The sequence below is a fragment of the Streptomyces sp. NPDC087906 genome (assembly GCF_055584925.1).
Genome location: NZ_JBVJLC010000003.1, coordinates 102,148 through 124,053, shown reverse-complemented (window position 1 = coordinate 124,053; position 21,906 = coordinate 102,148). Strand labels below are relative to the sequence as shown.

The window sequence follows — 21,906 nt, the reverse complement described above, 5'->3', positions numbered from 1 at the left end:
ACATCTTCTGTCGGGTTTCCCGGTCGGCTGTCGCTACCTCAGCGCCTCGGGCGCGGTGTCCCGCAACTCGCCGTCGAGCAGCAGCCAGCGGGTCACGCCGATGGACTCCAGGAACGGCACGTCGTGGCTGGCCACGATGAGCGCGCCCGCGTACGAGTCCAGGGCCGCCGTCAGCCGGGCGACGCTCGCCATGTCCAGGTTGTTGGTCGGCTCGTCCAGCATCAGGAGCTGCGGGGCCGGTTCGGCGAGCAGCAGCGCGGCGAGCGAGGCCCGGAACCGCTCCCCGCCCGAGAGGGTGCCGGCCAACTGGTCCGCCCGTGCGCCCTTGAACAGGAAGTGCGCGAGCCGCGCCCTGATCCGGTTGTTGGTCGCCGCGGGTGCCAGCCGCGCCACGTTCTCCGCGATCGTCAACTCCCCGTCCAGGACGTCGAGACGCTGCGGCAGGAACCGCAGCGGTACGTGCGCGACCACCTCGCCCGACACCGGCGCCAGCTCGCCCGCGATGCTGCGCAGCAGCGTGGTCTTGCCGGCTCCGTTGGCCCCGACCAGCGCGATCCGCTCGGGGCCGCGCAGTTCCAACTCCCCGGCCACCCGCGCTCCGTGCCGCAGCTCCAGCTCGCGCAGGGTGAGCACGGTTCGGCCCGGATGGACCAGGGTGTACGGCAGTTCGATGCGGATCTCCTCGTCCTCCCTGACCGCGTCCGCCGCCTCGTCCAGCCGCTCCCGCGCGTCGGCCAGCCGCTCCTCGTGCAGGACGCGGTGCTTGCCCGCGGACTCCTGGGCGGTGCGCTTGCGCGCGTTCATCACGGCACGCGGCTCACGCTTCTGGTCGTACATCTTCTGGCCGTACCGCACCCGCTTTGCCAACTTGACCTGTGCTTCGGTCAGTTCGCGCTGCTGCCGGCGCAGATCCGTCTCGGCGGCCCGCACCGTCCGGGCCGCCGCCTCCTGTTCGACGGCCAGCGCCTCCTCGTACGCGGTGAAGTTCCCCCCGTACCAGGAGACGTCGCCGTCGCGCAGATCGGCGATCTGGTCGACGAGTCCGAGCAGCGCGCGGTCGTGGCTGACCACGACCAGCACACCGGTCCAGGACTCGACGGCCGCGTAGAGCCGCCGGCGCGCCCGCAGGTCGAGATTGTTGGTCGGCTCGTCGAGCAGCAGCACATCGGGCCTGGCCAGCAGCAGCGCGGCCAGGCGGAGCAGGACGCACTCACCGCCGGACACCTCGCCGATCGTGCGGTCGAGCCCGATATGGGCGAGCCCGAGCTGGTCCAGGGCGGCGCGCGCCCGCTCCTCGACGTCCCAGTCGTCACCGACGGCGGTGAAGTGCTCCTCCCGCGCGTCACCCGCCTCGATGGCGTGCAGCGCGGTGCGGACCCCGGCGATGCCCAGCGCCTCGTCCACCCGCAGGGCGGTGTCGAAGACGACGGTCTGCGGCAGATACCCCACCTCGCCGACGGTGCGGATCCGGCCGCCCGACGGGGTGAGTTCACCGGCGATCAGCCGCAACAGGGTTGACTTCCCCGATCCGTTGAGTCCGACGAGGCCGGTCCTGCCGGGCCCGACGGCGAGCTGGAATCCGGCGAAGACGGCGGTCCCGTCGGGCCAGTCGAAGGAGAGGTCGGTACAGGTGATGTGCGTGGCGGAAGCAGACATACGGGTCTCCGGCTGCTGTGCGGGGCATCAGGGCAACGGATGGAGACACCGGCGTTCCCGGTACGGCAAGACAGGCAAGACAGGATCGACTGCCGAGGTCGCACGCGAAACACGCACAGCGCGACGCTGTGCGGACGGTGTCTCAGACCTCAGTAGTTCAACGTCCTGCTCCGATCGGACGACTGCGGGAACGCCACCGACGGTAGGAGAGGGCGGCAGACGGCGTCAACGCGTTTTCTCACGCGTCGCGTTGCCATGCGGCACGTAGCCACACAGCACGTTGTCACGCGTCGCGCAGCAGCTCCGCCAGGTCGTGGTCCAGATCCAGGTAGAGGTGCTCGTCGCCGACCGGCACGAGCCCCTGCACCCGCGCCAGGAAACGCCGCAGCTCGTTGGTGCGCAGATGCACCATCGCCGTGCCCTCCGGGGCGCGGAACTCCACGACGGTGCGGCCGTAGCCGAACGGCCGCACCCGCACATCGCCCTCACCGGTGGGCTCGGAGACCCCCGTGGTCAGCAGCTCGCGGGAGAACTCCCAGGTCACTTCGGTGCCTTCGAGCGTCGCCGGCGGCGGGAACGCCATCCGCACGGCGAACGGGTCCTGCCGGTCGTACAGCAGCGTCGCGGGGACGGTCTCCGGGCTCGGGGCGGACGCGACCACGCGGGCCTGCACGGCCTGTTCGATGACAGGTGACATGGCCTGTTCCCTCCGACGGATCGGATTTACGGGCCCGGCGGCCCTCCGCTTACCCATGAGGACGCCGGAACGCTCCATTCCGTGCTCAACGGGAGCCGTGAGCTGTATCACCGTGCGCGGGTCTGGTCAGTCCTCGCCGCAGGGTCCCGAGTGGTCGCAGTACGGCTGGAGGTCGCTGGCGGCGCAGCCGCAGAGCACAGCCCGGGTCTCCGTGCGGGTCCCCTCGGCCGACTCGACGCGCAGATCGCCCCGTACGACCAGTTGCCCGGCGGGGGAGTGGACGACGGTGGTCGGCCGGTCGGGCGCCTCGCCGCCGCCGTCTGCGGTCCGGTACTGGAGCGCGCCGGACGGACAGCGCCGTACGATCTCGGCCACCTGTTCGGCCGCGGCGCCGTCGGGCCGTACCCAGGGCCGGTCGGCCGGGTCGAAGACCTCGGGCAGCCCCCGCACGCACTCGGCGGCGTGCAGACAGCGCCGGGTCTCGAAGGAGACCGAGATCCGCTCACCCGGATACTCCTTGGCCCCCGGCCGCCCCTCAGTCATCGCGCATCCCGTCTCTCCTCGTGTGCCACGTGCCCCTCACCCTAAGCTGGCGCGCCATGACGACCACCGGTACACCCTCCTTCTCCACGCCCGGCTCCGAGGACGAGGCGCGCGCCGTCCAGGACGAGCTGCGGGGGCGGGTCGTCCTCGACGAGCCGGGACCGCCTGCCGGTACGGGGCTGGTCACCGGGGTCGACGTCGCGTACGACGACGAGCGCGACGTGGTCGCCGCAGCGGCCGTCGTGCTCGACGCCGCGACGCTCGCCGTGGTCGCCGAGGCCACCGCCGTCGGCCGGGTCACCTTCCCCTACGTCCCTGGACTGCTGGCCTTCCGGGAGATCCCGACCGTCCTCGCCGCGCTCGAAGCGCTCCCCGGCGCTCCCGGCCTGATCGTCTGCGACGGCTACGGCCGCGCCCACCCGCGCCGCTTCGGGCTCGCCAGCCATCTCGGTGTGCTCACCGGGCACCCGGTGATCGGCGTCGCCAAGAACCCGTTCACCTTCCGCTACGAGCAACCAGGCCCCGAACGTGGCGACTTCTCGCCACTGCGCGCCGACGACGGCGAGGAGGTGGGCCGCGCGCTGCGCACCCAGCGGGGCGTCAAGCCGGTCTTCGTCTCGGTCGGCCATCGCGTGTCGCTGGACACGGCCTGCGCCCACACCCTGCGGCTGGCCCGGGACTACCGGCTCCCGGAGTCCACCCGCAGGGCGGACGCGCTCTGCCGGGCCGCGCTGCGGGAAGCCACGGCCTGAGCCGCGCCGCCGGGCCGGATCTGCGGCACAATCGAAGACCGGTGAGAAACTAAGCGCTTGCTTGTTCCGTGGGCCGCCAGGGCTTGTGCGCGGCGGACCGCGTTCTTAGCATCGTCAGTGTTACATCAGTTGTGTCACAGTCTCGGGAGAACGATGGCAGCGACAGGAAACGGCCCGCTGACCGGCGTGCGCGTGGTCGAGCTGGCCGGCATCGGGCCCGGCCCGTTCGCCGCCATGCACCTCGGCGACCTCGGCGCCGACGTCGTACGGGTCGACCGCCCCGGCGGCCCCGGGCTCGGCATCGACCCGGCGTACGACCTCACCAACCGCAACAAGCGCTCCGTGCTGATCGACCTCAAGTCGGAGTCGGGCCCCGCCCGCGTGCTGGACCTGGTCGCCCGCGCCGATGTGCTCATCGAGGGGTACCGCCCCGGCGTCGCCGAGCGGCTCGGCATCGGACCCGACGCCTGCCTCGCCCGCAACCCCCGGCTGGTGTACGGCCGGATGACCGGCTGGGGCCAGGAAGGACCGCTCGCCGAGCGGGCCGGACACGACCTCACCTATCTCGCGCTCGCCGGACCGCTCTCCATGATCGGCAAGGCCGACGAGCCGCCCGCCATCCCCGCCAACCTCCTCGGGGACTACGCGGGCGGCGCCCTCTACCTCGTCATCGGCGTACTCGCCGCGCTCCAGCACGCCCGTACCCCCGACGGCGCGGGACAGGTCGTGGACGCCGCCGTCGTGGACGGCGCCGCCCATCTGACCACCATGATCCACGGCATGATGGCGGCCGGCGGCTGGCGCGACGAGCGCGGCGCCAACCTCCTCGACGGCGCCAGCCCGTTCTACGGCTCGTACGAGACGGCCGACGGCGGCTACATGGCGGTCGGCGCCCTGGAGAAGCGGTTCTACGACCAGTTCATCGAGCTGCTCGGCATCAAGGACGAGGTCCCGGCCCGCAACGACTTCGCCCGCTGGGACGAGCTGCGCACCGCCGTCGCCGCCCGGTTCAAGGCCAGGACCCGGCAGGAGTGGACCGAAGTGTTCGACGGGTCCGACGCCTGCGTCGCCCCCGTACTGACCCTGCGCGAAGCGCCCGCACACCCGCATCTCGCCGCCCGCTCCACCTTCACCCGCCACGGCGGTATCACCCAGCCCGCACCCGCGCCCCGCTTCTCCGCCACCCCCGGATCCGTGCGCGGCGGGCCCGCGCTGCCCGGCGCCGACACCGCCGAGGTGGCGCGCGACTGGGACGTGCCGGGCATCAGCGAGGACAAGGCCGCCGACCAGGACAAGGACGTCCACTGATGGAGATCTCCCTTCCGCTGGAGTACGCGGGCGACCCCCGCACCGCCTGCGACCAGGCCGCGGCCCTGGAGTCGGCGGGACTCGACGCCGTCTGGGTCGCCGAGGCGTACGGCTTCGACTCACCGACGCTCATGGGCTACCTCGCCGCCCGCACCGAGCGCATGAAGATCGGCGCCGCGATCCTCAACGTCTACTCACGCACCCCCGCGCTGATCGCGCAGACCGGTGCGGGGCTCGACGCGGTCTCCGGCGGCCGGGCGATGATCGGCCTCGGCGCATCGGGCCCGCAGGTCGTCGAGGGCTGGCACGGCAAACCGTACGACAAGCCGCTCGGCCGCACCCGCGAGACCGTCGAGCTGTGCCGGCGCATCTGGCGCCGCGAGACGATCGACCACCACGGCATCACGGACATGCCGCTGCCCCCGGAGAAGGGCGGCAAGCTGGGCAAGCCGCTCAAGTTCCTCGGCAAGCCGGTGCGCCGGGAGATCCCGCTGTACGTCGCGGCGCTCGGCCCCGCCAACGTGGAGCTGACCGCGGAGATCGCCGACGGCTGGCTGCCGCACCTGTTCGTACCGGAGAAGGCCCAGCAGGTGTGGGGCGGGCCGCTCGCCAGGGGCGCCGCCAAGCGGGACCCGGCGCGCGGCCCGCTGCGGACCGTCGCAGGCGGGCTGCTCGCCATCGGCGACGACGCCGCGCGCCACCGGGACCTCGCCCGCCCGCTGATCGCGCTGTACGTCGGCGGGATGGGCGCCCCCGGCAAGAACTTCTACAACGACCTCGCCGTCGCCTACGGCTACGAGAAGGAGGCGGCGAAAATCCAGCGGCTCTACCTCGGCGGCAACAAGCGCGACGCGGAGGCCGCCGTCCCCGCCGAGTTCTGCGAGCTGATGACGCTGTGCGGGCCCGAGGGGTACGTACGAGACCGGATCGAGGCGTTCCGCGAGGCGGGCGTCACGATGCTCAACGTCGTACCCACCGGGTCCGACCCGGTCAAGCTGGTCGAGACCGTCAAGAGCTGGCTCTGAGCAGCCGCACGCCGTCAGCCGCGCACCGCACCTGCGACCGCACCGCATCCGTGTCCGCACCGCATCCGTGACCGCACCGCACCGCACCTCCGACCGCAGCGCATCTTCGAAAGGCAACTCTCGTGAGTACCGAAGCGTTCGTCTACGACGCGATCCGCACCCCCCGCGGCCGGGGCAAGGCCAACGGCGCCCTGCACGGCACCAAGCCGATCGATCTGGTCGTGGGGCTCATCCACGAGATGCGCGCCCGGTTCCCCGGACTCGACCCGGCGGCCGTCGACGACATCGTGCTCGGCGTGGTGAGCCCGCTCGGCGACCAGGGCTCCGACATCGCCCGGATCGCCGCCATCGCCGCCGGACTGCCGGACAGCGTCGCCGGCGTACAGGAGAACCGCTTCTGCGCGTCCGGCCTCGAAGCCGTCAACCTGGCCGCTGCCAAGGTCCGTTCCGGCTGGGAGGACCTCATCCTGGCCGGCGGGGTCGAGTCGATGTCCCGGGTGCCGATGGGCTCCGACGGCGGCGCCTGGGCGATGGACCCGATGACCAGCTTCGACACCGGCTTCGCCCCGCAGGGCATCGGCGCCGACCTGATCGCCACCATCGGCGGCTTCACCCGGCGCGACGTGGACGAGTTCGCCGCGCTGTCCCAGGAGCGGGCGGCCACCGCCTGGAAGGACGGCCGCTTCGCGCGGTCCGTCGTACCGGTCACCGACCGCAACGGGCTGACCGTCCTCGACCACGACGAGCACATGCGGCCCGGCACCACCGCCGACTCGCTGGCCGCTCTCAAGCCGTCCTTCGCCACCATCGGTGACGTGGGCGGGTTCGACGCGGTCGCGCTGCAGAAGTACCACTGGGTCGAGAAGATCGACCACGTCCACCACGCGGGCAACTCCTCCGGCATCGTGGACGGCGCCGCGCTCGTCGCCGTCGGCTCCAAGGAGATCGGCGAGCGGTACGGCATGACGCCGCGCGCCCGGATCGTCTCGGCCGCCGTCTCCGGGTCCGAGCCGACCATCATGCTGACCGGGCCTGCCCCCGCCACCCGCAAGGCGCTCGCCAAGGCCGGGCTGACCATCGGGGACATCGACCTGATCGAGATGAACGAGGCGTTCGCCGCCGTCGTGCTGCGGTTCGCCGCCGACATGGGCGTTTCCGTCGACAAGATCAACGTCAACGGCGGCGCCATCGCGCTCGGCCACCCCCTCGGCGCCACCGGCGCGATGATCCTCGGCACCCTCGTCGACGAACTGGAGCGGCAGGACAAGCGGTACGGACTCGCCACGCTCTGCATCGGCGGCGGCATGGGCGTCGCCACCGTCGTCGAACGCGTCTGATCCTGTCCCCTCCCACCCCGATACGGAGCAGCAGCATGAGCGAGTCCACCACCATCCGCTGGGAGCAGGACGGTACCGGCGTCGTCACGCTCGTCATCGACGACCCGCGGCAGTCGGCCAACACCATGAACGAGGCGTTCCGCAGGTCCGTCACCGCCGTCGCCGACCGCGCCGAGGCCGAGCGGGACTCCATCCGCGGCATCATCGTCACCTCGGCCAAGAAGACGTTCTTCGCGGGCGGCGACCTCAAGGACATGATCAAGGTCGGGCCCGGCGACGCCCAGCGGGTCTTCGACAGCAGCATGGCGATCAAGCACGCCCTGCGGCGCATCGAGACCCTGGGCAAGCCCGTGGTCGCCGCCATCAACGGCGCGGCGCTCGGCGGCGGTTACGAGATCGCCCTCGCCTGCCACCACCGCGTCGCCCTGGACGCCCCCGGCTCGAAGATCGGGCTGCCCGAGGTCACGCTCGGGCTGCTGCCCGCCGGCGGCGGAGTCACCCGTACGGTACGGCTGATGGGCATCGCGGACGCCCTGCTCAAGGTGCTGCTGCAAGGCACCCAGTACTCCCCGGCGCGCGCCCTGGAACACGGACTGATCCATGAGGTCGCGGCCACCCCCGACGAGATGCTCGCCAAGGCCCGCGCCTTCATCGACGCGCACCCCGAGTCGTCCCAGCCCTGGGACACGAAGGGCTACCGGATCCCCGGCGGCACCCCGGCCAGCCCGCGCTTCGCCGCCAATCTGCCCGCCTTCCCCGCCAACCTGAAGAAGCAGACGGGCGGGGCGCCCTACCCGGCGCCGCGCAACATCCTCGCCGCTGCGGTCGAGGGCTCGCAGGTCGACTTCGAGACGGCGCAGACGATCGAGTCCCGGTACTTCACGGAGCTGGTCACGGGACAGACCGCCAAGAACATGATCCAGGCGTTCTTCTTCGACCTCCAGGCCGTCAACTCGGGGGCGAGCAGGCCGCAGGGCGTCGCCAGGCGCGAGATCCGCAAGGTCGCCGTCCTCGGCGCCGGGATGATGGGCGCGGGCATCGCGTACTCCTGCGCCAAGGCAGGTCTCGACGTCGTCCTGAAGGACGTCTCGCGGGAAGCGGCCGACCAGGGCAAGGCGTACGCGGCGAAGGTCCTCGCCAAGGCGGTCGGCCGGGGCCGTACGACCGAGGCGCAGCGCGACAAGGTACTCGCCCGGATCACCCCCACCGCCGAACCCGCCGATCTCGCGGGCTGCGAAGCGGTGATCGAGGCGGTCTTCGAGGACGTGTCGCTCAAGCACAAGGTGTTCCAGGAGATCCAGGGGATCGTCGAGCCGGACGCGCTGCTCTGCTCCAACACCTCGACCCTGCCCATCACCACGCTCGCCGACGGGGTGACCCGCCCCGCCGACTTCATCGGGCTGCACTTCTTCTCGCCCGTCGACAAGATGCCGCTGGTCGAGATCATCAAGGGCGAGCGGACCGGCGACGAGGCGCTGGCGCGCGCCTTCGACCTGGTGCGGCTGATCAGGAAGACGCCGATCGTCGTCAACGACTCGCGCGGCTTCTTCACCTCGCGCGTCATCGGCCAGTTCATCAACGAAGGCGTCGCGATGATCGGGGAGGGCGTCGAGCCCGCTTCGGTCGAGGCGGCGGCGGCCCAGGCCGGCTACCCCGCCAAGGTGCTCTCGCTGATGGACGAGCTGACGCTGACCCTGCCGCGCAAGATCAGGGCCGAGGCGCGGCGCGCCGTCGAGGAGGCGGGCGGCCGCTGGACCGCGCATCCGGCGGACACCGTCATCGACCGGATGGTCGACGAGTTCGGCCGCACCGGCCGCAGCGGCGGCGCCGGGTTCTACGAGTACGCCGAGGACGGCGCCAGGACCCGGCTCTGGCCGGGGCTGCGTGAGCACTTCACGAAGCCGGGAGCGGATGTGCCGTTCGCCGACATGCGGGAGCGGATGCTGTTCTCCGAGGCGATCGACACCGTGCGCTGCCTGGAGGAGGGCGTACTCACCTCGGTGGCCGACGCCAACATCGGCTCCGTCATGGGCATCGGCTTCCCCGCCTGGACCGGCGGCGTCCTGCAGTACATCAACGGCTACGAGGGCGGCCCCGCCGGCTTCGTCGGCCGCGCGCGCGAGCTGGCCGAGCGGTACGGCGAGCGGTTCGAGCCGCCCGCGCTGCTCGTCGGCAAGGCGGAGAAGGGCGAGACGTTCACCGACGCGTGAGGCGCCGCGGCGCATAGTGCGCGGCGGGCCGCGTTCCCCGGCTATTCGGCAGGGAACGCGGCCCGCAGCTCGTCCTTGAGCGAGCGCTGGAACGCGGTCACCAGCGCCTGGGCCACCAGCGGCCGTACGTGCCCCGACAGCGACCGCATCGCGGCCACCTGCTCGGGGTCCGGCTCCCGCTCCGTGTACGGCCCCCACACCTCGTCACGGAACAGCCGGGACAGCTCGTGCGCCACCGCGCGGGTGTGCTCCAGCAGGACGGTACGGGCCGCGAGGATCGTCTCGTGGGCGAGCGGCAGCTCCAGCAGCTCGACACCGAGCGGCAGCAGCCCCGGATCGAGCCGGTACGTGCCCGGGGCCTCGGCCCGTTCCAGCACGCCCATGGCGGCGAGCCGGTCGATGTCCCGCTCGGTCAGCGTCCGCCCGGCCCGGCGCTCCAGCTCGGCCCTGCCCGCTTCCTCGGCGGAGTCCGGTGCCCAGGAGGCCACGAGCGCGCGGTGGATGGCGAGGTCATGGGCGCTCAGGTCGGCCGGCAACTGCTGGAGGTAGCGCTCGATCGCCGCGAGCGTCATGCCCTGGTGCTGGAGTTCCTCGATGAGCGCGAGACGGGAGAGGTGGTCCCTGCCGTACTGCCCCACCCGGCGCGGACCGAGCACCGGCGGCGGCAGCAGCCCGCGGGTGCTGTAGAAGCGGACGGTACGCACGCTCACCCCGGCCCGCGCGGCGAGCTGGTCGACGGTGAGGATGTCCTCGGCACCGGTCGCCATCTGCCACCTCCCGTCGCTGTGTCCGGTGCAACAGTATTGCTGTCGCACCGGCACTGCGAAAGCGGGAGCGGGCCGATCCCGTACCAGCGGCCCGGTCCCGTACCGGCGGGCCGGTCCCGCACCAGCGGCCCGGTCCCGTACCAGCGGCCCGGTCCCGTACTCGCGGGCCGCGCGCGCTCAGGCGGAGGCGCGGCGCACGAGCGTGGTCGGCATGATCACCGATTCCTGCTCAGGGGCGGGCGCGCCGTTCGGCGACCGGTCGAAGCCGCCCAGCAGCAGCCGGGCCATCAGCCTGCCCTGCCCCTCCACGTCCTGCTGGACGGTGGTCAGCGGCGGATCGGTGTTCTCGGCCACGGAATCCATGTCGTCGAAGCCGACCAGGGCCACATCCCCCGGTACGGCGCGGCCGTGCTCCTTGAGCACCCGCAGCGCGCCCGACGCCATCAGGTCGTTGCCCGCGAACACCGCGTCGAGGTCGGGACACCGCTCCAGCAGCTCCGTCATCGCCCGGACACCGCTTTCCGCGGTGAAGGCGCCCTCGACGACCAGCGCGGGATCGGCGTCCGGCAGCACGTCGCGGTACCCGTCGAGCCGGTCGGTGGCCGACGTCTGGTCGCGCGGGCCCGCGATGTGCGCGATCCGGCGCCTGCCGATGTCGCGCAGATACCGCACGGCGGCCCGCGCGCCGCCCCGGTTGTCGGCGTCCACGTACGGCACCGCCTGCTGCTCGGGCGCCACCGTCCACACCGGCCTGCCGCCGTACACGGTGGGCAGCCCGGCCCGCCGGGTGATCGCCGGGATCTGGTCGTCGGTGTGCAGCGAGAACGCGAGTGCGCCGTCCACGTGGCCGCCGGTCAGATAGCGGGCGATCCGCCCGTGGTCGCCAGGGCCCTCCACCAGCAGCAGCACCAACTGGGTGTCGTGCAGGGTCAGTTCCTTGCTGATGCCGCGGATCTGCTGGAAGAAGAACGGGTCCGAGAAGATCCGTATCTCCGGCTCGGGAATGATCACGGCGACCGCGCCGGTGCGCCGGGTGACCAGGGTGCGGGCCGCGTGGTTCGGCACGTACCCCAGCTCGTCCACCGCCTCGCGGACCTTCTCCACCAGCGACTGGCGCACACCCGTGCTGCCGTTGACGACCCGCGAGGCGGTGGCCCGTGAGACACCGGCACGCGCGGCCACGGCTTCCAGTGTGGGGCGGTCCCCGGGGGACGAATCGGTCAAGGCGTGCGCTCCTCGGCAGCGAACTGACACATTGAACCGTTACACCCTATCCGCTGCCCGCCCGCCGACGGAGAGCGCTTTCTCCGCCGGATGCCCGGCCGGTCACAAGGTCAGCCCGGCCGTCGCCAGCCTGGCGGCGTCCTCGGCGCAGCCCCAGGCCACGGTGACACCCGCGCCGCCGTGCCCGTAGTTGTGCACCAGCCGCCCGCCGCCGGGCAGTTGGACGACATCGAGCCGCACCTGGGGCCGGGCGGGCCGCAGCCCGACCCGGTGGTCGAGCACCCGTGCGGTGGCGAGCCCGGGATGGACCCGCGCGCAGCGCGCCACGATCGCCGCGGCCTCCGCCGGGTCGGTCTCCAGGTCCCAGGAGTGGTCGGTCGACGTACCGCCGAGCAGCACCCCGTACGGCTGGGGCATCACATACGTCATGTCGGTCGAGTCGGGGTCCGTCGCCACGAACCACTCCCCGATCCCCGGGTTCTCGACCACCACCACCTGACCGCGCACCGGGAACAGCGAGGCGTCGGGGGCCAGTTCACGGGCGCCGAGACCCGTGCAGTCCACCACCACGCGCGCCTCGGCGGCCGGCTCGTCGAAGCCCGTGGCCGACCGTACGTCGACGGTGCCGCGGGCGAGCCGCAACCGCGTCTTCAGATAGCGCAGATACACCGGCATGTCGATCAACGGAACGGCGGCCCGCACCCCTTGGGCGAAGCCCTGGGGCAACTCGTCCTCGCGCGCCTCCCGCAGACCGCGCACCCGGGACGCCCAGCCGCCGAGGTCGCTCAGGGGCGTGTTGGCCATCAGGCCCTCGACCACCCGGACCCCGGTCGCCGCCGGGTCCTCGGCGAGCTGTTCGTAGCGCGTGAGCGATCTCTCCAGCCAGGTCCCGACGAGCTGCGCGGGCTCGATCCGGTACGGCCAGAAGAGCGCACCGGCCGTCGCCGATGTCGTCCGGCCCACCGGATCGCGCGTCCACAGACCGACCCGCAGGCCGTCCTCCGCCAGTACCACCGCGGTCGTCAGCCCGATAACGCCGCCGCCGACCACGATCACATCACTGCTGGTCATGGTCGGACCGTAGCGGAATCCGGCCCGACACGCGGCATTTCGCACCGCGGACCAGTTGGCGTACCCCGCGCGGGACAGCCGGCCCGGCCGCCCCGGTCCCGTGCGCTGTTCCGCGCGCCGTCCCGCGCCCCTTTCGCGCCCTTCTGCGCCCCGTCCGGGGCTCCGTTCGGTGCTCCGGCCTGGCGATAGGATCAGCCATCTGATGACTGCCACGCTCGTAGCCAAGGACCTCGCCGCAGGACACGGCGACCGCTCGCTCTTCACCGGGCTCGACCTCGTCGTCGCCCCCGGTGATGTGATCGGACTCGTCGGAGCCAACGGGGCGGGGAAGTCGACCCTGCTCCGGCTGCTCGCCGGACTCGACTCGCCGGAGAGCGGCGAGCTGCGGCTCTCGCCGCCCACCGCGTCCGTGGGCCACCTCCCGCAGGAGCCCGAGCGGCGGCCCGGCGAGACGGTACGGGACTTCCTGGCCCGCAGGACCGGCGTCAGCGCGGCGCAGAGCGCCCTGGACGAGGCCACCCAGGCGCTCGTGGACGCCGCGCCCGGCGCCGACGACGCGTACGCCGTGGGTCTGGAGCGCTGGCTCGCGCTCGGCGGCGCCGACCTCGACGAACGCGCCGAGGAGGTCGCCGCCTCGCTCGGTCTGACCGTCGGGCTCGACCAGCCCATGACCACCCTCTCCGGCGGCCAGGCGGCCCGCGCCAGCCTCGCCTCGCTGCTGCTCTCCCGCTACGACGTCTTCCTGCTGGACGAGCCGACCAACGACCTGGACCTGGAAGGACTCGACCGGCTCGAACGCTTCGTGAGCGGGCTGCGCGCGGGCACGGTCGTGGTCAGCCACGACCGCGAGTTCCTGGTGCGCACCGTCACCAAGGTGCTCGAACTCGACCTGGCCCAGCAGAAGATCACCCTCTTCGGGGGCGGCTACGAGGCGTATCTCGAAGAGCGCGAGACCGCGCGGCGCCATGCCCGTGAGGAGTTCGACGAGTACGCGGACAAGAAGTCGTCGCTCGAAGCCCGTGGCCAGATGCAGCGCGCCTGGATGGAAAAGGGCGTCAAGAACGCCCGCCGCAAGGCCACCGACAACGACAAGATCGGCCGCAAACTCCGCACCGAGTCCACCGAGAAGCAGGCGGCCAAGGCCCGCCAGACACAGCGGATGATCGAACGGCTCGACGTGGTCGAGGAGCCGCGCAAGGAGTGGGAGCTGCGGATGGAGATCGCCGCAGCCGACCGCTCGGGCGCCGTGGTCGCGACGCTGCGCGACGCCGAAGTGCGGCGCGGCGGCTTCCAGTTCGGCCCGGTGTCCCTCCAGATCGACCGCGCCGACCGGGTCGCCATCACCGGCGCCAACGGCGCCGGCAAGTCCACGCTGCTCGCCGCCCTGCTGGGCCGGCTGCCGCTGGACGAAGGCCACGCCACCCTCGGCGCCGGCGTGGTGGTGGGGGAGGTCGACCAGGCCCGCGCGCTGTTCCACGGAGCACAGAGCCTGCTGGACGCGTTCCGTGCCGCCGTGCCCGACACGGAACCCGCGGAGATCCGCACCCTGCTGGCCAAGTTCGGGCTGAAGGCCGGCCATCTGTCGCGCCCCGCCACGACGCTCTCGCCGGGGGAGCGGACCAGGGCGGCGCTCGCGCTGCTCCAGGGCCGGGGCGTCAATCTGCTGGTGCTGGACGAGCCGACCAACCATCTCGACCTGCCCGCGATCGAGCAACTGGAGTCGGCGCTCGACTCGTACGGCGGCACGCTGCTGCTGGTGACCCACGACCGCCGGATGCTGGACGCCGTCAGTACGACGCGCCGGCTGGTCGTCTCAGCGGGAAAGGTGCACGAGGAATAGGCGGGGCGCGCAGCACAGGCGGGGCGCGCAGCACAGGCGGGGTGCGTGATCACGCACCCCGCCCGTTCCCCCTGTTGCGTCGAAGCGCGCGTTCCCGCGCGTCACAGAGTGGCGGCGACAATGGCGACGAACGCCACCGCCAGCACCACGGCGACGATTCCGAGCACCATTCCGGCGGTCGCGGAACCGCGGTTGTCGGCCTGGCCCTGTGCGGCCCTGCGGCGGCCTGCGACACCGAGGCAGATGGCGACGATTCCCAGCGGAAGCGCGGCGATCCAGTACCAGGAGAGCACCAGGCCGATGATCCCCAGGACCAGGGAAGCCGTGCCCATGCCGTTGTGCGTGGTGCCGGGGGTGGCACCGGCCCGCAGATGACCCGTTCCTGACGTAGAGAGGTTCGACATCAGATCCTCTTTTCGTGTTGGTCTTCTGCGGCTACCCCCGGCTCTCGCCGCTACTCGTCCGCCTCATCCGCAACGGGCCGCCTCTCAGCGGCCCTTGGGGTCGACGAGTCCCGCCTTGCGCAGGGCGTCAGCCATCGCGCTGTTCCCGGGAGCGGGCGCCGGAGCCGACCGGCGTCCCTGGCCCTGCCCCTGGTTCTGGCGCTGTCCCTGCGCCTGCCCTTGTCCCTGGCCCTGCGCCTGACCCTGGCCGGGTGCCTTGCGGCGGGGACCGCCGCCGCCCGAACGCTGCCGCGGCGCCCGGTCCCGTCCGCCGTCGCCGGACTCCGCGCCCGACCCGGCCGCCGCCTCGTCGTCCAGCCGCAGCGTCAGTGAGATCCGCTTGCGCGGGATGTCGATGTCCAGCACCTTCACCCGCACCACGTCGCCCGACTTCACCACGTCGCGCGGGTCCTTGACGAACGTCCGCGACATGGCCGACACATGGACGAGACCGTCCTGATGGACGCCGATGTCGACGAACGCCCCGAACGCCGCGACATTCGTCACGACGCCCTCCAGGATCATCCCCGGCTCCAGGTCGGCCAGCTTCTCGACGCCGTCCTTGAACGTCGCCGTCTTGAACGCCGGCCGCGGGTCGCGGCCCGGCTTCTCCAGCTCGCGCAGGATGTCGGTGACCGTCGGGAGCCCGAAGGAGTCGTTCACGAAGTCCGCCGGGCGCAGCGAGCGCAGCACCGTCGAGTTGCCCATCAGCGCGGCGACCTCGGCGCCGGTGGTCTTCGCCATGGAGCGCACGACCGGGTACGCCTCGGGGTGCACGCTGGACGCGTCCAGCGGGTCGTCGCCGTCGCGCACCCGCAGGAAGCCCGCGCACTGCTCGTACGCCTTGGGGCCGAGCCTGGCCACGTCCTTGAGCGCCTTGCGGGAGCGGAACGGGCCGTTCGCGTCGCGGTGCGCCACGATGTTCTCGGCGAGCCCCGCGCCGATCCCGGAGACCCGGGAGAGCAGCGGCGCCGACGCCGTGTTCACGTCGACCCCCACGCCGTTCACGCAGTCCTCCACGACCGCGTCGAGCGAGCGGGACAGCTTCACCTCGGACAGGTCGTGCTGGTACTGGCCGACACCGATCGACTTGGGGTCGATCTTCACCAGCTCGGCGAGCGGGTCCTGGAGCCGGCGCGCGATGGAGACGGCGCCCCTGATCGACACGTCGAGGTCGGGCAGCTCCTGCGAGGCGAAGGCCGAGGCCGAGTACACCGAGGCGCCCGCCTCCGAGACCATCACCTTGGTGAGCTTCAACTCCGGGTGCTTGGCGATGAGTTCACCGGCGAGCTTGTCGGTCTCGCGGGACGCTGTGCCGTTCCCGATGGCGATCAGGTCCACCGCGTGCTGCTTCGCGAGCCGGGCGAGCGTCGCCAGCGACTCGTCCCACCTGTTGGCCGGGACGTGCGGGTGGATGGTGTCGATGGCGACGACCTTGCCCGTCGCGTCCACGACGGCGACCTTCACACCGGTACGGAAGCCCGGGTCGAGGCCGAGCGTCGCACGGGTGCCGGCGGGCGCTGCCAGCAGCAGGTCGCGGAGGTTGGAGGCGAAGACCCGCACCGCCTCGTCCTCGGCCGCCGTGCGCAGCCGCAGCCGCAGATCGATCCCGAGATGGACCAGGATCCGGGTGCGCCAGGCCCAGCGCACGGTGTCGCCGAGCCACTTGTCGCCGGGCCTGCCCCGGTCGTTGACCTGGAAGCGCCGGGCGATCATGTTCTCGTACAGGGAGGGGCCCGGCTCATCGGACGGCTCTTCCGGCTCCAGCGTCAGATCGAGGACGTCCTCCTTCTCGCCGCGGAGCATGGCCAGGACGCGGTGCGAGGGCAGTGCGGTGAACGCCTCGGCGAAGTCGAAGTAGTCCGCGAACTTCGCGCCTGCCTCCTCCTTGCCGTCCCTGACCCTCGCCACGAGCCGGCCCTTGGCCCACATCCGCTCGCGCAGCTCGCCGATCAGGTCGGGGTCCTCGGAGAAGCGCTCGGCGAGGATGGCGCGCGCGCCGTCCAGCGCCGCCGCCGGGTCCGCCACCCCCTTCTCGGCGTCCACGAAAGCGGCGGCAGCGGCGACGGGATCCACCGACGGGTCGCTCAACAGGCCGTCGGCCAGCGGCTCAAGGCCCGCCTCACGGGCGATCTGCGCCTTCGTGCGCCGCTTGGGCTTGAAGGGCAGATAGATGTCCTCAAGGCGCGCCTTGGTGTCGGCGGCGCGGATCTGCGCCTCCAGGGCGGCGTCGAGCTTGCCCTGCTCCCGTACGGATTCGAGGACGGCCGTGCGCCGCTCCTCCAACTCCCGCAGATAGCGCAGCCGCTCCTCCAGCGTGCGCAACTGCGCGTCGTCGAGCGTCTCCGTCGCTTCCTTGCGGTAGCGCGCGATGAACGGCACGGTCGATCCGCCGTCGAGCAGCTCGACGGCCGCCCGCACCTGTCGCTCCCGTACGCCGAGTTCCTCGGCGATCCTGCCTTCGATGGACGTCGTCACTTCACGCTCCGCATTTCTGTCCGTTCCGCGGTCTGCATTGTGGCAGGTGGCTGTGACATCCCCGGTCGCGACGGGCGGCACGGCGCGTTCGCCGGCCGTACGCCGGGCCGCCGGCCGGGTGCCGGCGGTCAGCCCTGCGGCGTCCAGCCGAAGCGCGGCTCGCGGCGCTCCAGGAAGGCGGCGACGCCCTCGGCGGTTTCGCCGCTGACCCGGGCCTGCCGGGCCCAGTGCGCCGCCCGGTCGTCCCTGCCCGAGACGAACTCCTTGGCCGCCGCCTGGGTGAGCTGGGAGCGCGAGACGAGCGTACGGGCGAAGTCGGCCACCCGCTTGTCCAGTTCGCCCGCCGGCAGCACTTCGTCGACGAGCCCGGTGCGCAGGGCGCGGTCCGCGGCGATCAACTCGGCAGAGAACAGCAGGTGCTTGGTGGCCGCCGGCCCGACCAGTCCGGTCAGCCGCCGGGTGGAGGACGGCGGGTAGACGATCCCCAGCCGCGCGGGCGTGACCCCGAACACGGCGCCCTCGTCCGCGAAGCGCAGATCGCAGGCCACGGCCAACTGGCAGCCGCCGCCCACGCAGTGACCGCGTACGGCCGCCAGCACCGGCTTGGGGAAGCCGGCCAGCGCCTCCTCCGCCCGAACGGCCAGGGACTGCGGATCCTCGCCCGGCTCCCGCAGCGACGCGATGTCGGCGCCCGCGCAGAAGGTGCCGCCCGCACCGGTCAGTACCAGCACCCGGACAGCGGCGTCGGCGGCGAGCCGCCCGAGCAGCGGCGGCAGCTCACGCCACATTTCCGCGGTCATCGCGTTGCGCTTGGCCGGGTGGTGGATCACCACGGTCGCGATGCCGTCCGCGACGGTGGGCAGCAACTGGGGCTCCATGGACCGGATGGTATCGGGCACCGAAGACGCCGGTGAAGCGACAACCGGAGATCAGGACCGGTCGCAAGACACCGTCCCACGTGCCCGTTCGGTCATAACGCGTCGATACCCGCTGACTTCTGTTCAGTAGCCGGGGGCGGGCCGGATCTTTCCCAAGACTCGGTGACCAGGACAGCGCCGGTCCGCCGGCGGGCCGAGCCGAGGGTGGGTGCCGCAGTATGGAGAGCCGCGCGAGTGTTCCGGCCCCGCCGCCGGTGTACGAGGGGATCTGGCGGTTCACCGCTCCGGCCGTCGACGCGTCGGTGCCCCAGGCCCGGCACGCGGTACGCGACCTGCTGGAGCGCCAGACGGCCGGGGCCCCCGACGAACTCGTCCAGGGCGTCCTGCTCATCGTCTCCGAGCTGGTCACCAACGCCGTACGGCACGCGGCCCTGCTCTCGCCCGAGGTCGGCGTCGAGGTCGCCATCGGCGCCGGGTGGATCAGGATCGCCGTCGAGGACAACCACCCGTACCGGCCCAAGGCGCTGGAGCGGGACTACGCGCAGACCAGCGGGCGCGGGCTGCTGCTGGTCAGGGAGATCACCGCCGAGGCCGGCGGTAGCTGCGATGTCGAGCACACCGCCGGCGGCGGGAAGATCGTCTGGGCGGCGCTGCCGCTCACCAGCCCCCGGCAGGCCCCGTCAGCTCCCTGATCGCCGGCCGCGCCGTGTCCAGCACGGTCATGAACCAGGCGGAGAACGTCGCTTCGGCGTGCAGCTCGGTCAGCTCGGCCGGGGTGACGAACGCCGTATCGTCGATCTCGTCGGGGTCGGGCCGCAGCGAGGACTGCGCGAGCCCCACGAACAGATGGTTGAACTCCTGCTCCACCAGGCCCGACTTGGGGTCGGGGTGGTTGTAGCGCACCGTGCCGGCCTCGGCGAGCAGCGTGGGCGAGATGCCCAGCTCCTCGTGCGTACGGCGGGCGGCAGCCGCGAACGGCGCCTCGTCCGGGTACGGGTGACCGCAGCAGGTGTTCGACCAGACGCCGGGGGAGTGGTACTTGCTCAGCGCCCTGCGCTGGATCAGCAGCCTGCCCTGCTCGTCGAAGAGGAAGACGGAGAAGGCGCGGTGCAGCTTCCCCGGTGGCTGATGCGCGGAGAGCTTCTCGGCCGTACCGATGGTGTTGCCGTCTTCGTCGACCAGCTCCAGCATGATCGGTTCTTGTACGCCGTTCGACGAGCTGTTCGCCGCAGCAGTGACTGGTGTGGTCGGCATAACCATCCTTCGCTTCGGGCCTCGGCCCCCAAGTCTGCCGTACAAAAGCCCCGTGTCCGCACTTCGGGGGCGTGGGCATGTCCGTTCCCACTCTTACCCGCCGGGACACCGCCACAGGGCCGCCCCGCCGGTGCACGGAGGTACGGTCACGGCGCGCGCACCACTGGTGTACCACCGGCGCCGCGCCGCGTCAGGGGCAGAGTCCCGCCTCGTGCTCGGCGTGGCCACCCGGCTCCAGTTGGAAGGTGCAGTGCTCGACGTCGAAGTGATGACCGAGACAGCCCTGCAGGTCGTGGAGCATCTTCTCGTGGCCCACCGTGTCCAGCGCGTCCTGGTCCACCACCACATGCGCGGAGAGCACCGGCATGCCGGACGTGATGGTCCAGGCGTGCAGGTCGTGCACGTCCGCCACTCCGGGTAGCGCCAGCATATGCGCCCGTACCTCGCCCATGTCCACGTCCTTGGGCGCCGCCTCCAGCAGCACGTTGAGCGTCTCGCGCAGCAGTTTCACCGTGCGCGGCACGATCATCAGCCCGATCAGCAGGGAGGCGATCGGGTCGGCGGTCTGCCAGCCGGTGGTCAGGATCACCGAGGCCGAGATCAGCACCGTCAGCGAGCCGAGGGTGTCGGCCAGCACCTCCAGATACGCCCCGCGCACATTGAGGCTCTCCTTCTGGCCGCGCATCAGCAGCGAGAGGGAGATCACATTGGCGACCATGCCGATCAGCGCGAAGACGATCGCGAGACCGCCCCGGGTGTCCGGCGGCGTGATGAAGCGCTCGACCGCCTCGTACACCAGGTAGCCGCCGACGCCGAGCAGCAGCAGGCAGTTGGCGAGCGCGGCGAGGATCTCGGCGCGCGCGTAGCCGAAGGTGCGGCTGTCGTCGGCGGGCCTCGCGGCGAAGTGGATGGCGAGCAGGCCCATTCCGAGCCCGACGGCGTCGGTCGCCATATGGGCGGCGTCGGCGATGAGGGCGAGCGAGTCGGCGGCGAGGCCACCGATGATCTCGATCACCATCACGGACAGCGTGATGCCCAGCGCGATCCGCAGCCGGCCCTTGTAGGCGGCGGTCGCCGTGCCCGTCGGCACGCTCCCGTGGCTGTGTCCGTGGTCGTGCCCTGCCCCCATGAGGACGCCTCCCGCTGGTCGGACGAACTGCCGGACCACGTCAGTGAACTACGGGCGGGGGGTATCCGGCAACACGGGACTGAACACCGTTGTCATTCCGTCTGACCTGCGGAAATGACCGCAGGTCAGCGCCCTGTCAAGATCATCCGACCGGGGTCGCCGGATGGCGCAGCCGCCAGCCCTCCCAGGCGGAGGCGACCATGTCCCGCATCGAGCGCCGCGCCGTCCAGCCCAGCTCCTGGCTGATGCGGTCGACCGAGGCGACGGCCCGCGCCGCGTCGCCCGCGCGGCGCGGCGCGACCTCGGGCGCGAGCCCGTGCCCGGTCACATCGGCCACCAGATCGGCCAGCTCACGCACCGATACGCCCTCGCCGCGGCCGATGTTGAGGGTCAGGTCCCCGGGCTGCCGCTGCTCGGCCAGCCGCCGCGCGACCGACAGATGCGCGTCGGCGAGATCGGCGACATGGATGTAGTCGCGTACGCAGGTGCCGTCCGGCGTCGGATAGTCGGCGCCGAAGATCAGCGGGGCCTCGCCCCGGGTGATCCGGTCGAAGTACATCGGGATGATGTTGAACACGCCGGTGTCGGACAGCTCGGGCGACGCCGCGCCCGCCACGTTGAAGTACCGCAGGCAGGCGGTGGCCAGCGCGTGCGCCTGCCCGGTGGCCCGTACCAGCCATTCGCCGGCCAGCTTCGTCTCGCCGTACGGGCTGATCGGCGCCGCCGGGGTCCGCTCCGTGATCAGCTCCACGTCCGGCACCCCGTACACGGCCGCCGACGACGAGAACAGGAAGCGCCCGACGCCGCCCGCCACCACCGCTTCGAGCAGCACCGTCAGACCGTGCAGATTCTCCCGGTAGTACCGCAGCGGCTGCTCGACGGACTCGCCCACCTGCTTCTTCCCGGCCAGATGCACCACACCGGTGATCCCGTGGCCGCGCAGCGTCCGGTCGACGAGATCTCGGTCCAGCAGCGAGCCCTCGACCAGCTCGATCTCCTTCGGCAGCCGCTCGGGGACCCCCGTCGACAGGTCGTCGAGGACGACGACCCGCTCGCCGGCGCCGGCCATCGACCGCGCCACATGTGCCCCGATATAACCCGCTCCGCCTGTGATCAGCCACGTCATGCGGTCACCCTAACCGGCCGCTGCGCGGCGGCCGGTCGGCCGGTTTGGCGGTGGGATGCCGGTGGACGATGATGATCTCCGGCCGGGGCCCGGCCGGATCGGACCGGAGCGTCCTGGGCGTAAACAGCCGGTGAACTCCGGCCGGCGTTCATCCGATAGCCTCTGCCG

The 21,906-nt window shown here is 71.9% G+C and carries 19 protein-coding genes; 7 read left to right on the top strand and 12 right to left on the bottom strand.

Annotation, left to right across the window (positions count from 1 at the left end):
- Positions 1-33: 33 nt before the first annotated feature.
- From ACZ63I_RS10120 to ACZ63I_RS10110, 3 genes are all read right to left on the bottom strand, one after another.
- On the bottom strand, positions 34-1,656 hold the full coding sequence (locus ACZ63I_RS10120) for an ABC-F family ATP-binding cassette domain-containing protein (protein ID WP_469337236.1): 1,623 nt from the start codon (positions 1,654-1,656) through the stop codon (positions 34-36).
- Between the two features lie 283 nt (positions 1,657-1,939).
- Positions 1,940-2,353 carry a spore wall synthesis regulator SsgD gene (gene ssgD, locus ACZ63I_RS10115; protein ID WP_469337234.1) on the bottom strand — a complete coding sequence of 138 codons (414 nt, stop codon included), beginning with the start codon at positions 2,351-2,353 and terminating at the stop codon, positions 1,940-1,942.
- 126 nt (positions 2,354-2,479) lie between these two features.
- Positions 2,480-2,896 (bottom strand): (4Fe-4S)-binding protein, encoded by a 417-nt coding sequence (locus tag ACZ63I_RS10110; RefSeq protein ID WP_469337232.1) that lies wholly within the window; start codon positions 2,894-2,896, stop codon positions 2,480-2,482.
- 56 nt (positions 2,897-2,952) lie between these two features.
- On the opposite strand from ACZ63I_RS10110, the gene ACZ63I_RS10105 reads away from it, so the two are divergent.
- The 5 genes from ACZ63I_RS10105 (at position 2,953) to ACZ63I_RS10085 (ending at position 9,528) form a co-directional block, all read left to right on the top strand.
- Positions 2,953-3,648, top strand: coding sequence for an endonuclease V (locus ACZ63I_RS10105; protein ID WP_469337230.1), 696 nt, complete (start codon positions 2,953-2,955; stop codon positions 3,646-3,648).
- A 153-nt stretch (positions 3,649-3,801) separates the two neighbouring features.
- Complete coding sequence (locus ACZ63I_RS10100; protein WP_469337229.1) at positions 3,802-4,956, top strand: CaiB/BaiF CoA transferase family protein; 1,155 nt, start codon at positions 3,802-3,804, stop codon at positions 4,954-4,956.
- Positions 4,956-5,981, top strand: coding sequence for an LLM class F420-dependent oxidoreductase (locus ACZ63I_RS10095; RefSeq protein ID WP_469337228.1), 1,026 nt, complete (start codon positions 4,956-4,958; stop codon positions 5,979-5,981). The genes ACZ63I_RS10100 and ACZ63I_RS10095 overlap by 1 nt, the downstream gene beginning before the upstream one ends.
- Positions 5,982-6,103: 122 nt before the next feature.
- Positions 6,104-7,318, top strand: a complete 1,215-nt coding sequence (locus tag ACZ63I_RS10090; protein ID WP_469337226.1) for an acetyl-CoA C-acetyltransferase — start codon at positions 6,104-6,106, stop codon at positions 7,316-7,318.
- 35 nt (positions 7,319-7,353) lie between these two features.
- Entirely contained in the window at positions 7,354-9,528 is a 2,175-nt protein-coding gene (locus ACZ63I_RS10085; protein ID WP_469337224.1) for a 3-hydroxyacyl-CoA dehydrogenase NAD-binding domain-containing protein, read from the top strand.
- Between the two features lie 41 nt (positions 9,529-9,569).
- Here ACZ63I_RS10085 and ACZ63I_RS10080 read toward each other — a convergent pair whose 3' ends face one another.
- The 3 genes from ACZ63I_RS10080 to ACZ63I_RS10070 all read right to left on the bottom strand — a co-directional run bounded on the left by ACZ63I_RS10080 (position 9,570) and on the right by ACZ63I_RS10070 (position 12,590).
- The gene (locus tag ACZ63I_RS10080) at positions 9,570-10,295 is read right to left on the bottom strand and encodes a MerR family transcriptional regulator (RefSeq protein ID WP_469337223.1); all 726 of its coding nucleotides are present in this window, start codon (positions 10,293-10,295) and stop codon (positions 9,570-9,572) included.
- Positions 10,296-10,472: 177 nt separating this feature from the next.
- A complete protein-coding gene (locus ACZ63I_RS10075) occupies positions 10,473-11,519 on the bottom strand; it encodes a LacI family DNA-binding transcriptional regulator (RefSeq protein WP_469337221.1) in 1,047 nt (348 codons plus the stop codon).
- Positions 11,520-11,621: 102 nt separating this feature from the next.
- A complete protein-coding gene (locus ACZ63I_RS10070) occupies positions 11,622-12,590 on the bottom strand; it encodes an FAD-dependent oxidoreductase (RefSeq protein WP_469337219.1) in 969 nt (322 codons plus the stop codon).
- A gap of 202 nt (positions 12,591-12,792) precedes the next feature.
- Between ACZ63I_RS10070 and ACZ63I_RS10065 the strand changes: the two genes are divergently transcribed.
- Entirely contained in the window at positions 12,793-14,430 is a 1,638-nt protein-coding gene (locus tag ACZ63I_RS10065; protein WP_469337218.1) for an ABC-F family ATP-binding cassette domain-containing protein, read from the top strand.
- Positions 14,431-14,531: 101 nt separating this feature from the next.
- On the opposite strand, the gene ACZ63I_RS10060 is transcribed toward ACZ63I_RS10065, so the two are convergent.
- The 3 genes from ACZ63I_RS10060 to ACZ63I_RS10050 form a co-directional block, all read right to left on the bottom strand.
- On the bottom strand, positions 14,532-14,834 hold the full coding sequence (locus ACZ63I_RS10060) for a DUF4190 domain-containing protein (protein ID WP_469337216.1): 303 nt from the start codon (positions 14,832-14,834) through the stop codon (positions 14,532-14,534).
- Positions 14,835-14,918: 84 nt separating this feature from the next.
- On the bottom strand, positions 14,919-17,351 hold the full coding sequence (locus ACZ63I_RS10055; protein WP_469337215.1) for a Tex family protein: 2,433 nt from the start codon (positions 17,349-17,351) through the stop codon (positions 14,919-14,921).
- A 128-nt stretch (positions 17,352-17,479) separates the two neighbouring features.
- A complete protein-coding gene (locus ACZ63I_RS10050) occupies positions 17,480-18,229 on the bottom strand; it encodes an enoyl-CoA hydratase/isomerase family protein (protein ID WP_469337214.1) in 750 nt (249 codons plus the stop codon).
- Positions 18,230-18,447: 218 nt separating this feature from the next.
- Here ACZ63I_RS10050 and ACZ63I_RS10045 point away from each other — a divergent pair, with 218 nt between their 5' ends.
- On the top strand, positions 18,448-18,921 hold the full coding sequence (locus ACZ63I_RS10045) for an ATP-binding protein (RefSeq protein WP_469337212.1): 474 nt from the start codon (positions 18,448-18,450) through the stop codon (positions 18,919-18,921).
- Here ACZ63I_RS10045 and idi read toward each other — a convergent pair.
- From idi to galE, 3 genes are all read right to left on the bottom strand, one after another.
- On the bottom strand, positions 18,887-19,483 hold the full coding sequence (idi, locus tag ACZ63I_RS10040; protein ID WP_041993120.1) for an isopentenyl-diphosphate Delta-isomerase: 597 nt from the start codon (positions 19,481-19,483) through the stop codon (positions 18,887-18,889). The genes ACZ63I_RS10045 and idi overlap by 35 nt on opposite strands.
- Before the next feature lie 190 nt (positions 19,484-19,673).
- The gene (locus tag ACZ63I_RS10035) at positions 19,674-20,612 is read right to left on the bottom strand and encodes a cation diffusion facilitator family transporter (protein ID WP_469337210.1); all 939 of its coding nucleotides are present in this window, start codon (positions 20,610-20,612) and stop codon (positions 19,674-19,676) included.
- A 142-nt stretch (positions 20,613-20,754) separates the two neighbouring features.
- The gene (gene galE, locus ACZ63I_RS10030) at positions 20,755-21,738 is read right to left on the bottom strand and encodes a UDP-glucose 4-epimerase GalE (RefSeq protein ID WP_469337208.1); all 984 of its coding nucleotides are present in this window, start codon (positions 21,736-21,738) and stop codon (positions 20,755-20,757) included.
- Positions 21,739-21,906: the final 168 nt, after the last annotated feature.